Here is a 14,126-nt window from a genome sequence, read left to right as displayed (position 1 = left end):
CGCCCGCACCGATCACCCCGGAGTCCCCGCATGACCCTGCTCGCTGCCGCCCCGACCACCCCCGCCGACCTCGACGGCGCCGCCCTCGAGTTCGAGCGCCTCGAGCCGACCATCGGCGCCCGCGTCCACGGCGTCGACCTCAGCAGCGCCACCGACGACCAGGTCCGGGCCATCCGGGCCGCGCTCGCCGAGTACAAGGTGCTGTTCTTCGCCGGCCAGCACGACCTGCACCCCGACAGCCAGATCGCCCTGGGCCGCCGGCTGGGCGAGGTCACCGAGGGCCACCCGGTCGTCCCCGGCGTCGACGAGGAGCACCCGGAGATCTACGCGCTGGACAGCTCCACCGGCGGCTTCGCCGACGTGTGGCACACCGACCTCACCTTCGTCCGCCGCCCACCGCTGGGTTCCGTCCTGCGCGCCGTCGTCCTCCCGCCGACCGGCGGGGACACCCAGTGGGCCGACCTGGAGCTGGCCTACCGCTCGCTCAGCGGGCCGGTGCAGCGGCTGGCCGACCAGCTGGTCGCGGTGCACGACGGCACCCGCGAGTTCGGCTACTACCTCGCCCAGCGCGAGGAGCGCACGAAGTGGGAGGGCGAGGAGTACCGCGCGCTCGTGCCGGTCGAGCACCCCGTCGTCCGGGTGAACCCCGACACCGGCCGCAAGGGGTTGTTCGTCAACCCCGGCTTCGTGTCCCACCTCAAGGACGTCTCCGACGCCGAGAGCCGGTACCTGCTCGACCTGTTCTACGCCCACATCACCAAGCCCGAGCACATCGTGCGGCACCGCTGGTCGGTCGGCGACGTGGCCATGTGGGACAACCGGTCGACGGTGCACTACGCCAACCGCGACTACGGCGACACCCGCCGTGTGATGCACCGCATCACCCTTCGCGGCGACGCGCCGATCGGGCCGACCGCGTCCTGACCAGCGGTTGCGCCCGGTGCGCGCAGCTCACCCCCCGCCAGGCGACGAGGTGCAGGCTCGTACGGGCCTGCACCTCGTCGCGCGCCCACGTCCGCCGCGCAGCGGCCCGGCGTCCCTGAGAGAGTTGATCCCATGCAGCGCACCCTCCGCCGTCCCGGCGCGTCCGTCCTGGCGCTCACCGCCCTGCTCGCCACCGCCCTCGCCGGGTGCTCCAGCGAGGAGGCCGGCTCCGGCGGAGGCAACGGCGGCGGAGACGGCGTCACGGTCCAGACCGCCGAGTTCAGCTGGACCGCGGCCGGCCTGACCAACGGCATCCTCGGCGAGATCGCCGCCGACCACCCCGACCTCGGGGTCTCCTCGCTGGCCACCACGCAGCTGGACCCGGCCGCTGCCTGGGCGGGCGCACAGCGCGGGGACATCGACCTGCTCACCGAGGTGGCGCTGCCCAACCAGCAGGAGCTGGCCGACAAGGCCGGCGACCAGGTCGACGTCGTGTCCGAGACCTACGGCGACGCGGCGCAGGGCTGGTTCGTGCCCGCCTACGCGGTGGCCCCCGGCGGTCCGCTGGAGGGGCTGACCAGCGTCACCCAGCTCAACGACTACGCCGACGAGCTCGGCGGCAAGTTCTACGACGCCGACCCCGGCTACATCACCACCGAGCAGAACACCAAGCGGCTCAACGGCTACGGGATCACGCTGGAGCACGTCGTCGCCACCGAGGCGGCGGAGCTCGCCCAGCTGAAGAACTCCTACGGCAGCGAGGAGCCGATCGTGCTGTACCTGTACCACCCGCACGCGGTCTTCGCGCAGTACGACATGGTCCAGCTCGAGGAGCCCACGCCCTACTCCGACGGCTGCCTGACCACCGGCGACGGCGCCTGCGCGATGCCCTCGTACAGCGCCAACATCGCGGCCAGCAAGGAGCTGCAGGAGCAGGCCCCGGCCTTCGTCGACCTGCTGACCGACCTGCGCATCTCGGTCGAGGAGATGGAGGCCATGCAGAAGCAGGTCGACGTGGACGGGGACGACGTCTCGACCGTCGCCCGGCAGTGGGTCGACGACCACGCCGACCAGATCGACCAGTGGATCGGCTGACGTGACCTCGCCGGTGCTGCGGGTCTCGGGCCTGACCAAGGTCTTCGGGGCGCGCGAGAGCGAGGCGCTGCGGCTGGCCGGGGAGGGCGTCGGTCGCGACGAGGTCTACCGGCGCACCCAGGCGACGCTGGCCGTCCACGACGTCAGCTTCGAGGTGGCGCGCGGTGAGCTGTTCGTCGTCATGGGGCTGTCCGGGTCGGGCAAGTCCACCCTGGTCCGGCTGCTGAACCGGCTCATCGAGCCCAGCGCCGGCACCGTCGAGGTCGACGGCCGGGACCTGCGGGCCCTTGAAGACGCGGAGCTCCGCACGGTGCGCAACCAGAAGATCAGCATGGTCTTCCAGCACTTCGCGCTGCTCCCCCACCGCACGGTGCGGGAGAACGCCGGCTACGCGCTCAAGGTGCGCGGCGCCCGCGCGGCCGAGCAGCGGGAGCGCGCGGACTGGGCGCTGGAGACGGTGGGGCTCCTCGACCGGGCCGACGCCCGGCCCGACGAGCTCTCCGGCGGCATGCGGCAGCGGGTGGGCCTGGCCCGCGCGCTCGCCGCGGACTCCGAGGTGCTGCTCATGGACGAGCCGTTCTCCGCCCTGGACCCGCTGATCCGCCGGGACATGCAGGACCTGCTGGAGCGGCTGCAGTCGGAGCTGTCGAAGACCATCGTGTTCATCACCCACGACCTCAACGAGGCCATGCGGCTCGGCGACCGGATCCTCATGCTCAAGGACGGCCGGACGGTGCAGCTGGGCACCGGACCGGAGATCATCGCCGCGCCCGCCGACGCCTACGTCGCCGACTTCACCTCCGACGTGGACCGGACCCGGGTGCTCACCGCCGGTGACCTGCTGCGCGAGCCGCGGCTGACGGCCCGGCTCGGGGACGCGCCCGGCGACGTGCTGCGGGCGCTGGGCACGGTGGAGGCCAACGGCGTCTACGTGCTCGACGACGGCCGGCGCATCGCCGGGATCGCCCGCGACCACCTGCTGGCCCGCGCCGTGCAGGAGGGCCGTGGAGCCCTCGGACCGACGGAGCTGGTCGGCGACTTCGCGACCATCGCGGCCGACCGCCCGGTCGTGGAGTTCGTGCACCTCCTGGGCCGGCACCCGGTGCCGCTCGGGGTCGTCGACGACGACGGCCGGCTGCTCGGCGTCGTCCCCCGGGCCACGGTGCTCGACGCCCTGTCGGCCGTGCCGCTCCGCGGGAGGCGCTCGTGATCCCGCACGTCCCGCTCGGTCAGTGGGTCTCCGACCTCATCGACTGGCTGCTCGCGACCGTCCCGTGGCTGTTCGACGCCATCTCCTCGGTCATGCAGGTGCTCGTCGACGGCCTGACCGACGCGCTGGTGTCCCCACCGCCGGTGGTGTGGATCGTGGTCGCCACGGTGCTCGCCCTCCTGGTGCGCGGTCCGTGGCTGGCGCTCTACACGCTGCTGGCGTTCCTGCTGGTGGTGTCGCTGGAGCTGTGGGTCGAGACGATGCAGACGCTGGCGCTGGTGCTGGTGGCCGCGGTGATCGCGGCGGCGATCGGGGTGCCGCTGGGCATCCTGGCGGCGCGGCACCGCGCGGTCAGCGTCGCGGTCCGGCCGGTCCTGGACTCGATGCAGACCACCCCGGTGTTCGTCTACCTCATCCCCGCCGTCTTCTTCTTCGGCGTCGGCGTCGTGCCGGGGGTCGTGGCGACCATCCTGTTCGCCATCCCCCCGGGCGTCCGGCTGACCGAGCTCGGCATCCGACAGGTCGACCGCGAGGTGGTGGAGGCCGCGCAGGCCTTCGGCGCCCGGCCGGGGCAGGTCCTGCGGGAGGTCCAGCTGCCGCTGGCACTGCCTTCGATCATGGCCGGCGTCAACCAGGTGATCATGCTGGCGCTGTCGATGGTGGTCACCGCCGGGCTGCTCGGCGCCGCCGGGCTCGGCGCGGTGGTGGTGCGCGCGGTGACCCAGCTCGACGTCGCCTCCGGCGTCGAGGGCGGCCTCGCCGTGGTCCTGCTGGCGATCTTCCTCGACCGGCTGACGGCGTCCTTCGGGCACCCGACCGCGGTGTCGCGGCTGCTCCGGGCGCGGACCCGGCGGACGTCGTCCCGCGCCGCCACGACCGGCGCGCCGGCGCCCCGCACCGAGGAACCGGCACCCGTCGAGGCACCCGCGTCCCGCTGAGCCCGGCCCGACGAGGGCGACACCACTGGCGCGCCGGGCGCGCCGTCGCCACCGCTGGGCGAGGATCGTCTCGTGCAGACCGGGGACCCGATGGGCGTGCAGGTGGTACCCGGTGAGGCGGCTCCCCCGGGTCTGAGCCAGCGGGAGGCCGAGGCGCGGCGACGGCGGGGCGAGGGCAACACGGCGACGCGGGGGTCCTCGCGCAGCTACGCGGTGATCCTGCGGACCAACGTCTTCTCCTTCTTCAACCTCGTCCTGTTCGTCATCGGCGCGGCTCTCCTCGCGCTGGGCCGGTACGACGACGCCTTCACCAGCGTCGGCCTGGGCCTGGTCAACGCCGCCATCAGCGCCGTCCAGGAGATCCGCGCCAAGCGCAAGCTCGACCGGTTGCAGCTGCTCAGCCGCGGCCGGGTCACCGTCGTCCGCGACGGCCGGGACGTCGAGGTGGTCCCCGACGAGGTCGTCCGCGGCGACGTGCTGCACCTGCGCCCCGGTGACCAGGTGGTGGTCGACGGCCCGGTCCTGGACGGCGGCCTGGTCGAGGTGGACGAGTCGCTGCTGACCGGCGAGCCGGAGGCGCTGCGCAAGGAGCCCGGTGCGGACCTGCTGTCGGGCAGCTTCTGCGTGGGCGGGGAGGGCCACCAGCTGGCCCGCGACGTCGGCGCGGCGAGCTACGCCAGCCGGCTCACCACCGACGTGCGCCGGGTGTCGACCGACAGCACCCCGCTGCAGCGGCGGATCGGCTTCGTCGTCCGGCTGGTCATGGTCCTCGTCGGCCTGATGAGCGTCGCCATCCTCGCCCAGGCCGCTCTGGAGGGCTTCACGCTCGAGCGGGTCGTGCAGACCACCGCCGTGCTGTCCGGGCTCGTCCCCTACGGGCTGTTCTTCCTCGTCGCCGTCGCCTACACCGTCGGCGCGGCGAGGAGCGCCGCGCGGGGGGCGCTGGTGCAGCAGGTCAACGCGGTGGAGTCGTTGAGCAACGTCGACGTCGTCTGCACCGACAAGACCGGCACGCTCACCACCGGGCGGCTGGCCCTCGCCGAGGTGCTGCCGGTCGGCGCGCTGCCTGCGAGCGACGTCGAGGCGCTGATCGGCTCGATGGCAGCCAGCACCCGGGCCGGGAACCTGACGACGACGGCGCTGGCCGGCTCGCTGCCCGGGGGCCGGCTGCCGGTCCGCGAGGAGGTCCCGTTCTCCTCGTCGCTGCGGTGGAGCGCGCTGCGCACCGAGGACGCGGTGTACGTGCTGGGGGCGCCGGACCGGCTGGCCCCGCAGCTGTCCGGGGAACCGCTCACCGCAGCGGTGGCCGCGCGCACCTCCCAGGGGCTGCGGGTGCTCGTGGCCGCCCGGGCCGTGGACCCGGCGGCCCCGCTGCGTGACGGGACCGGCCGGCCCCGGCTGCCCGCGCTGGAGCCGCTGGCGCTGGTCGTGCTCGCCGACGAGCTGCGCCCCGGCGTCCCCGAGGCGATCGCGCGGTTCGCCGCCGATGGCGTCGACCTCAAGGTCGTCTCCGGTGACGACCCGCGCACGGTGGCCGCCCTGGCCCGGCAGGCCGGGCTGACCGCCGGGGAGCCGGTCAGCGGGACCGCGCTGGACGCCCTCTCCGACGCCGAGTTCGACGACGTGGTCGCTGGGAGCGCCGTGTTCGGCCGCATCTCCCCGGAGCAGAAGGAGCGGCTGGTCACCTCGCTGCGCCGGCGCGGGCACTACGTGGCGATGATCGGGGACGGGGTCAACGACGCCCGGGCCCTCAAGCGCGCGCAGGTGGGGGTGGCGATGCGCAGCGGCAGCGCGGTCACCCGGGACGTCGCCGACATCGTGCTCACCGACGACTCGCTCGCCGCCCTGCTGCCGGCCCAGCACGAGGGCCGCCGGATCATCTCCGGCATCGGGACCTCCATGCAGGTGTTCCTGGCCCGGGTCGGCACCCAGGGCCTGGTCATCCTCACCGTGACGATGCTCGGGCTGGGGTTCCCCTACTCCCCTGCGCAGGTCGGGCTCACGCTGCTGACGGTCGGCGTCCCGACGCTGTTCCTCACCACCTGGGCGCGCCCGACCGCGCCGGACCCGCACCTGCTGACCGACCTGTGGCGCTTCGTCGTCCCGGCGATGGTGCTCACCGCGGCCGCCGGCGTGGCCGTCTACGCCTACCACTACACGACGCTGCTCGACGGCTTCCAGGCCTCCCAGGTGCCCGACTTCGTGGTCGCGGACTTCGAGCGCTACACCGGCGTGAGCTCCGACGACGTCGGGTTCACCGAGGCTGCGGCGACCATCGGGGCACAGACGGCGCTGTCGACCTTCGTCTCCTACGCGGCCTTCCTGCTCATCCTGTTCCTGCGCCCGCCGTCCCGGGTCTTCGCCTCCTGGACCCGGCCGGACGGCGACCGGCGACCGGCCGTGCTGGTCCTCGCGCTGTTCCTGGCGTTCTCCGGTGGGCTGTTCGTGCCCTGGTTCACCGACTGGTTCGGCCTCACCCACGCCGCCGACCCGGTCTTCTCGACGGTGCTGCCGGCCCTGGTGGTCTGGTTCGTCCTGCTCAGCGCGGCCTACCGGCTCCGGCTGCTGGAGCGGACCCTCGGCCTGGCCGCCACCCCGGGCGGGGACGGCCCCGCCCGGTGATCGACGTGCCCGCCGGCTCGAGGGGTGGGACCCTCGGGGCCAGAGTGACGACCTGGTGCTCCTGCCGGCCCCGACGGATGCGGCGTGCGCTGATCGCCATCCAGGCGCCCGGCCGACCCTGCCGACCGGGCGCTGTCCCACCACAACGCGGCGAGACCAGCCGCTCGACCACTGCAGGAGCCGATGAGCACCGGCCAGGCCGCCACGTGGGCGCACAGCGCCCCACCGACACCCACTGCGGCTCGCGACACGTGGACCTGGGCGATCACCCGTCCCGCCGAGCTCACCGCCGCGCGCAACGACCTCCGGCGGAGCCTCCCCGCGGGGTCCTCGCCCGACGACGTCGACCGGCTGCTGCTGGCCTTCGAGGAGCTCGCCTCCAACGGTCTGCGGCACAGCGGCGCCCCGATCGAGGTGCGGGTGCACGGGTGCGACCGGGGATGGCTCGTCGACGTCAGCGACGCGTGTCCCGAGCAGCCTCCCGCGCCGGCCGTCGACCGTGACCCGTCCCTGGGCGGGCTGGGCCTGCACCTGATCGCCCGGCTGTCGGTGGCGTTCGGCTGGGCCGTCGAGGGCAGCCGCAAGCACGTCTGGGCGGCGCTGCTCGTCTGACCCGGGGTCCTCCCGATCGGGGTGCGGCCGGTCGTGCCGGGGTGCGATCCCCCTCTCCGGAGGACGGGAGCAGGTCCCGACCCCGAGGGCTGCCGCACGACGGTCACGCACCACCGCACCTGCGCCGGAGGTCCCGTCCGGGGGGCCGGCCACGCGTCGCCCCGCTCGACGCCCTCCTGGCCGACCGACGTCCGGGGTCGCGCTCGACCGGTGACAGGCGCCCCGTCGGCCGGGTCGGCGACCCGACGCACGGGACTGCTGCGACCGTCGGGTGGAGCGCCGTCGAGCTCGGCCGGCTGATCGCACGAGCCCGGGACGCCCGTGCCTCCGCGCCCCTGATCCGGAGCTCGGCGCAGGAGGTGCGGCGGCGCGTGGCCGCGGCGACGACCGCCCCGGCCCTGGGTGCGCCCGGGAGCCCGACCCCGCTCGGCGGCCAGGCGCTGCGCTGAGGCGCGCGCCGACCGCGGTCGCGGGGCGACCGCCGCGTCAGGGAGCCGCGTCGGCCTCCGGTGGATCGGCGGAGGGCGGCTGCAACCGGTCCCGGAAGGCGGCCACCTGGTCGTCGAGGAGCGTGTCGACGAGACGACGCAGCCGACCGTCCCCCGCTGCGCCGGGGGGTGGAGTCGACAGCGGGATGCAGTACCTGAGGTAGGACTCCTCGAGTGCCTCGTTCAGGGCCTGGGCGAGGACGTCCTGCTGGAAGACGTCCAATGGCACCAGCGCCTGCAGGTAGCCGTCGAGGTCGAAGGCGTCGCCGGTGCCGCCGAGCGCCACGTAGCGCAGCCACAGGTCCTGCACGCTGAGCTCCGCGCGGATCCGGGCAGCGTCCATGCGCTGGTGACGCTCGTCGCTGGTCATGGTCACGGTCGGGCAGGCGCCGCACGGTGGGTGTTCCGCTCGACCACTGCGGCGACGAGGGCGCGCGCGACGTCCTGCACCGGCTGCTCGGCCTGCCGGGCGGCGCCGGCGAGAGCGACGAACGCGTCCTGCTCGCTGGTCGCGCCCTGGGCGAGCAGCACCCCGGTGGCCCGGGCGATCGCATCGCGGCTGGCGAGCGCCTCGGTCAGTTGCCGGCTGAGCCGGCGCGCTGCCTGCAGGCTCTGGGTGTTGGCCAGCAGGATCGCGGCCTGACCGGCGAGCAGGCGCATGATCTGCTCGTCGTGCGGGCCGTAGTTCATCGGGCGCTCGCAGTAGACCTTCATCGCACCGATCGACTCCTCGCCGACCACCAGCGGCGTGCTCAGCACCGAACGCACACCCAGCTGGCCGACCGCGTCGTTCCACCGCCGCCAGCGGCCGTCGGTGGTGGTGTCGTCGATCCGGACGAGCTCCCGGGTGCGCCAGGCGGTCAGGCACGGGCCCTCGTCGAGCTCGTACTGCAGGGCGTCAGCCTCCTCGACAGCGGCGTTGGACGCAGCCTTCGAGCGCCTGCCGTGCTCGTCGACGAGGGTGACCGCCGCACCGAGCGTGCCGGCGGTGGCGGTCGCCGCCAGGCTGGTGACCAGTTCCAGGGCGGTGTCCACGGTCTCCCGGGACAGCACCAGGCCGGCCATCTGGTTCAGCGCTGCGCCCAGGTCCACCGGCGGGCTCGGGTCCAGCGGCCCGGTCCCGGCCGGGATCGGGCTCTCAGCAGCGGGATCGGTCATCCGGCGTCCCCTTCAGCGGTGGTGGCGGCGGCGAGGCCCTGGTCGTCGGCCCGTCGCCCTCGCGTGGTGGGACGGTGCCGGGTCACGCCCGGCGGTCCCGTGGGGACCGGGGAGTCCGTCGGTGGTGGCTCGGCGGGGCCACCACCAGCTCACCGGTGAGCACCAGCTCCTCGGCGACCTCGCGCACCTTGCGGTTGGCGCGCATGGAGGCGTCGGCGAGCAGCCGGAAGGACTCGTCGGTGGTCACCTTGTACCGCTCGACCAGGATGCCCTTGGCCTGCTCGATGACCGAGCGGAACTCCATGGCCTTGTGCAGGTTCTCCGCCAGGTCCCGAGCGTCCTGCAAGGCGTCCATGTTCGTCAGCACGGCCCCGGCGTAGCCGGCGAACTGCCCCAATGCGGCCCGGTCGTCCTCGCTGAACGCATGCGCTGCGCGCGCGTAGACGTTCACCGCCCCGGTCAGGTGCGCTGCGGGCACCGGCGCGGCGAGCGCGCTGAGCGCGCCCCGCTCGAGGAAGGTCGGCACGTACTCCGGCCAGCGGTCCTCGGTGCGGGCGTCGGCGACGTCGATGAACAGACCGCCGAGCGCGGCCTCCAGGCACGGGCCGTACCCCCGCTGGTACTGCATCTCGTCGAGCTCCTCGGCCAGTGCGCCGGTGAAGGCCGCTGTGGTCGGCTGGTCGTCGCGCACCAGGGTCAGCGACACCTCCGTCCCCGGCGGCATCGCCTGCGCGGCCAGGTCGACGATCCGCTGCAGCACCGACGGGGAGTCGTTCCGGGCCAGCAACATCTGGCCGAGTTGGTCCAGCACCGCCCGCGTACGGGTGGCGCTGGGGACGTCCGCAGGGCTGGTCACTCGCGAGGTCCTCCCGCTCCGTGCCGGTCGGGCGCGAGGGCGCGCACCATCCGGCACCGGCGAAGAGGGCACCCGTGGTCTGAGCGTTCTTCCGCCGCGCTGCCTGCCGGTCAGTCCACCATCTGGCGTCCATGACCGGCGGCCATCTGCACGGTACCCGACACTTCCGGCGGCAGGGGATCGCCCAGCCCCACCGCGGCGCGCGGGTGACGATGGTGCTCTCCTCGAGGAGAGGCAGCCTCCGCCCGAGCGCACCGACCGCGGACGAGGGACCACGATCCACGCCACCGGTCCGGCATGCCCCTGCACCGGAGCAGCACATGACGACGGGGCTGCCGGGGCTGAACCCGTCCGTCAGCTGTCGATCGCGCCGGCGGGCAGGCCGCCGATGACGCCGCGGGCCAGTTCGTCGTCCCGGGGCGGCCCCCGCCACTCCACGAGCAGCAACGAGGCGTCGTCGCTGGTGCGGCCGCCACGGGCGGCCATCAGGGAGTGCGACAGCAACCGGACCGTCTCGGCCACGCTCATCCCGTCGCCACTGGTCTGCTCGACGAGTTCGCGCAGCCGGGCCTCGCCGAACTGCAGCCCGTCCTCGAGCCGCTCCTCGACGACGCCGTCGGTGAAGAACAGCACGCGGTCGCCCGCAGCGAGCTGCACGGTCTGGACCGACGGGGACGCGCCGCCGAACCCCACGGGCCGGGTGGTGCGGCCGGACAGCTCGGAGACGGCGCCGTCCGGCTTCACCCACAGGGCCGCGGGATGGCCGGCGTTCACCCAGCTGAGCACGCCGGTCTCGGTGTCCAGCCGGCCCACCTGGGCGGTGGCGAAGCGCCCCGGGTGGGACGCGCCGAGCACGTCGTCCATGTGCACGTAGAGGTCGGGCAGCGAGGCGTCGAACCGCCGACCGTGCCGGTAGGCGGCGACCACGACGGTGGCCATGATGGCCGCCTCCAGCCCGTGGCCCATGGCGTCGAAGACCGCCAGGTGCAGGACGTGGTCGTCCAGGGCATAGTCGAAGCTGTCCCCGCCCACGTCGTAGGCGGGTTCCAGGATGCCGGCCAGGGCGACGTCGGGCGTGGTCATCACCAGTGGCGGCAGCGTCTGCCACTGCAGGTGGGCCGACAGGCTCATCGGCGCCGCCGCGCGGATCTGGGCGAACGTGCCGGTGTAGAGGGACTTGGTGACCACGAGGTCGGCGGTCAGGCCGGCCAGCCGCTGGGCCAGCCGCCGGTCGTTGTCGTCGACCCCGGGGAGGGTGAACGCCAGGACGCCGACCCGGTCGGAGCCGTCCAGCATCGGCAGGTGGAGCCGCACCGCCCCGCCGGGCAGCTCCTCCTCGATGCGGGCGTCCTGGGTGAACGCGCGGCCCGGCCAGCTCCCGGCGATCGGCGTCGAGGCGCCCACCAGCCCGCGGCCGGTCAGCGGTTGCAGGGTCCGCTGGTCGTAGTCCTGCAGCCAGATGCTGACGTCGGTGCCGCCGACCGCGGCGATCTCCTGCGCCACCAGCGGCCCCACCAGCCGAGCCGGCATCAGGTGGGCGCGGTCGAGCAGCGACCCCAGCACGCGCTCGCCGAGGCTCTCGGTGCGCGACCGGCCCTCCGCGTCGACGAAGCCGACCCCGGGGCCTGCAGGCATCGTCTGCACCGCGACGGTGAGGTGATCGTGCCCGTCGTCCGGCATCCGCTCTCCAACCAGGTCCCGCCCCATGAGGGGTGACCGGTCGGCGACCCAGGCGCACCGGCTGCAGGCCGGGTGGAACAGCGTCGTGCCGACCCTCCGGCACCCGCGAGGAGGACCCTAGCCGGACCGCGCAAGGACGTCGGTCACGCCGGGCCCGCGTCCCCGTCAGACGACGCCGAGCCGGACGGGGAGGCTGTCCCAGGCCCGGAGGGTGTTGTTGTGGTGCCGCCGGGGAGGGCCGGCGAGCTCGATCGACCGCACCCGCCGGGCCAGCGCGGTGAGCACGGCCTCGGCCTCGAGCCGGGCGACGTGCTGGCCGACGCACTGGTGCAGGCCCATGCCGAAGCCCACGTGCCCCGAGGGGTCGCGGCCCAGGTCGAAGCGGTCGGGGTCGGTCCACCGGCGCGGGTCGCGGTTGGCGGCGGCCAGGAACATCAGCACCTTGTGGCCCTCCGGGACGACGGCGTCGCCGATCCGGACGTCGGTGGTGGTGGTGCGGAAGAAGGTCTGCACCGGTGACTCCCACCGGACCGCCTCGTCGAAGGCCCCCCGGGCCAGGGACGGGTCGGCGACCAGCCGGGCCCACTGGTCGGGGTGCGTGGCGAAGGCGTAGAGGATCGCCGACAGCGCGTGCACCGTGGTGTCCACCCCGGCGGTCAGCAGCGACCGCACCATCAGCGGCGCCTGCTGCGGGGTGATCTCGCCGCGGTCGGCCGCGGCCCAGATGGCGGCGCCGAACCCGTCGCCGCTGAGCGCCTCGCGCGCGCACTGCTCCCCCACCCAACCCGACAGCTCGGGCACCCGGTGGGTCCCCTTGGCGACCAGGTCGTTGCTCGGGCCGAAGGCGTTGAAGGCGTGGTCCCCGTACGGCAGCAGGTTCTCCCGGCCGTCCTGGCCGATGCCGACCGCGTCGGGGAAGACCCGCAGCGGGAACGCCTGGGCGAGGGTGGGCACGGCGTCGAACTCGGTGCCCTCGGCGAGCACGGCGTCGACGAGCTGCTCGGCGTCGGCGCTCCAGGCGTCGCGGAGCCGGCGCAGGGACCGGGGTCCGAGCACCGCGCCCAGCACCCGACGGGGGGCGTCGTGCCGCGGCGGGTCGGCCTCCAGCAGCAGGCTCGGCGGACGCCACGGCTCCTCGGTGCGGAAGTTGGACAACCCCACACCGGCGGCGGACTGGAACCGCTGCCAGTCGACCAGCGCGGCGTGCACCTCGGCGTACCGGGCGACGGCGAACACGTCGTAGCGGCTGAGGTGGACGACGGGGCCGGCCTCGCGCAGCTCCTCGTGCATCGGCAGCGGGTCCTCGAGGACCTCGTGGCTGAACGGGTCGACGTCGCTGACCGGCACGTCGGCGACCGGGCTGTGGGTGAGCGTCACGGGCGGGTCCTCCTGGGATCCGAGGAGTCCGCTTTCGGCGCCGGGACCTGGTCGGGTTTCGGCGCCGAAACCGGGGATGGCGTGGGTCAAAGGTCGAGGACGAGGCGGTCGCTGGAGGATCGGGAGACGCAGGGGTACATGCAGTCGCCCGCGGCCCGCGCGTCGTCGTCGAGCAGCGAGTCGCGGTGGTCGGGCTGACCGGCCAGCACGGTCGTCTCGCAGGTGCCGCAGGTGCCCTGCCGGCAGGAGGAGAGCACCTCGACCCCGGCCGCGCTGATCGCCTCCAGCACCGAGACGTCGGGGGTGACGGTGACGGTGCGGCCGGACCGGTGCAGCTCGACCTCGAAGGCGGTGGTGCGCACCGGGGCCCCGCGCTCGGCGGCGACGAAGCGTTCGGTGTGCAGCGCCCGGGCCGGCCAGCCGAGGCAGGCGCGCTCCAGCGCGGACAGCAGCGGCCCGGGCCCGCAGCCGTACACCGGCGTGCCGGCGCGCGGGGCGCCGAGGAAGCCGGGCAGGTCCAGCAGGCCGAACTCGTCCTGCGGCCGGACCAGCACCCGGTCCCCGTGCACCGCCAGCTCGTCGAGGAAGGCCATCGAGCTGCGCTGCCGGCCGCCGTAGAGCAGCCGCCAGTCGGCACCGAGGAGCTCGGCCTGCGCGATCATCGGCAGCAGCGGGGTGATGCCGATGCCCCCGGCCACGAACAGGTAGGACTCCGCGGGCACCAGCGGGAAGGCGTTGCGCGGCCCGCCCAGCCCGACCACGTGCCCGGGCGCCAGGGACTCGTGCACGTGGCGGGAGCCGCCGCGGCTGGTGGGCTCCAGCAGCACGCCCACCCGGTAGGTGTGCGCGTCCCAGCGGTCCCCGCACAGCGAGTACTGCCGGGTGAGGCCGTTGTCGAGGGTGAGGTCGACGTGCGCGCCGGGTGTCCAGTCCGGCAGGCGACCGCCGTCCGGGGCGGCGAGGGTGAGGGTCACGACGCCGTCGGCGACCGGGGTCTTGCCCACCACCCGCACCGTGGTGCGGTCCACCCCGCTGCGGCGGGTCCTGCTCGACTGCTCCACGGTGAGCATCCCGACCTCCTCGTCGTCGTGCCCAGCCTGCGACCCAGGTCACCCCGGGCAGAAGCGACTTCTCAATGGACGAGAGACCGGTGTCACACTGGACCC

The 14,126-nt window shown here is 74.2% G+C and carries 11 protein-coding genes and 1 pseudogene; 6 read left to right on the top strand and 6 right to left on the bottom strand.

Annotated features, from left to right (window positions below):
- Window positions 1-30: 30 nt before the first annotated feature.
- The 6 genes from FHL79_RS12445 to FHL79_RS12420 all read left to right on the top strand — a co-directional run bounded on the left by FHL79_RS12445 (window position 31) and on the right by FHL79_RS12420 (window position 7,401).
- A complete protein-coding gene (locus FHL79_RS12445) occupies window positions 31-924 on the top strand; it encodes a TauD/TfdA dioxygenase family protein (protein WP_138758908.1) in 894 nt (297 codons plus the stop codon).
- Between the two features lie 132 nt (window positions 925-1,056).
- Window positions 1,057-2,019 (top strand): glycine betaine ABC transporter substrate-binding protein, encoded by a 963-nt coding sequence (locus tag FHL79_RS12440; RefSeq protein WP_138758907.1) that lies wholly within the window; start codon window positions 1,057-1,059, stop codon window positions 2,017-2,019.
- Window position 2,020: 1 nt separating this feature from the next.
- Complete coding sequence (locus FHL79_RS12435; protein ID WP_138758906.1) at window positions 2,021-3,229, top strand: quaternary amine ABC transporter ATP-binding protein; 1,209 nt, start codon at window positions 2,021-2,023, stop codon at window positions 3,227-3,229.
- Complete coding sequence (locus tag FHL79_RS12430) at window positions 3,226-4,167, top strand: ABC transporter permease (RefSeq protein ID WP_138758905.1); 942 nt, start codon at window positions 3,226-3,228, stop codon at window positions 4,165-4,167. The genes FHL79_RS12435 and FHL79_RS12430 overlap by 4 nt, the downstream gene beginning before the upstream one ends.
- 72 nt (window positions 4,168-4,239) lie before the next feature.
- A complete protein-coding gene (locus FHL79_RS12425; RefSeq protein ID WP_138758904.1) occupies window positions 4,240-6,789 on the top strand; it encodes an HAD-IC family P-type ATPase in 2,550 nt (849 codons plus the stop codon).
- Between the two features lie 183 nt (window positions 6,790-6,972).
- A complete protein-coding gene (locus tag FHL79_RS12420) occupies window positions 6,973-7,401 on the top strand; it encodes an ATP-binding protein (RefSeq protein WP_138758903.1) in 429 nt (142 codons plus the stop codon).
- 486 nt (window positions 7,402-7,887) lie between these two features.
- On the opposite strand, the gene FHL79_RS12415 is transcribed toward FHL79_RS12420, so the two are convergent.
- The 6 genes and pseudogenes from FHL79_RS12415 to FHL79_RS12390 form a co-directional block, all read right to left on the bottom strand.
- Window positions 7,888-8,259 carry a hypothetical protein gene (locus FHL79_RS12415; protein WP_138758902.1) on the bottom strand — a complete coding sequence of 124 codons (372 nt, stop codon included), beginning with the start codon at window positions 8,257-8,259 and terminating at the stop codon, window positions 7,888-7,890.
- 2 nt (window positions 8,260-8,261) lie between these two features.
- Entirely contained in the window at window positions 8,262-9,047 is a 786-nt protein-coding gene (locus FHL79_RS12410) for a GAF and ANTAR domain-containing protein (protein ID WP_138758901.1), read from the bottom strand.
- An 82-nt stretch (window positions 9,048-9,129) separates the two neighbouring features.
- Complete coding sequence (locus FHL79_RS12405) at window positions 9,130-9,903, bottom strand: GAF and ANTAR domain-containing protein (protein WP_246080706.1); 774 nt, start codon at window positions 9,901-9,903, stop codon at window positions 9,130-9,132.
- A gap of 354 nt (window positions 9,904-10,257) precedes the next feature.
- Window positions 10,258-11,538, bottom strand: coding sequence for a PP2C family protein-serine/threonine phosphatase (locus FHL79_RS12400; RefSeq protein WP_246080704.1), 1,281 nt, complete (start codon window positions 11,536-11,538; stop codon window positions 10,258-10,260).
- Window positions 11,539-11,748: 210 nt separating this feature from the next.
- Window positions 11,749-12,960, bottom strand: coding sequence for a cytochrome P450 (locus FHL79_RS12395; RefSeq protein ID WP_246080703.1), 1,212 nt, complete (start codon window positions 12,958-12,960; stop codon window positions 11,749-11,751).
- An 86-nt stretch (window positions 12,961-13,046) separates the two neighbouring features.
- Window positions 13,047-13,970 (bottom strand): annotated as a pseudogene (locus FHL79_RS12390) (PDR/VanB family oxidoreductase); the annotation flags it as partial.
- Between the last annotated feature and the right edge of the window lie 156 nt (window positions 13,971-14,126).

This window comes from Modestobacter altitudinis (assembly GCF_005930475.1).
GTDB lineage: Bacteria > Actinomycetota > Actinomycetes > Mycobacteriales > Geodermatophilaceae > Modestobacter > Modestobacter altitudinis.
Note: the sequence above shows the minus strand (reverse complement) of the source record. Positions and strands in the feature narration are given on the sequence as shown.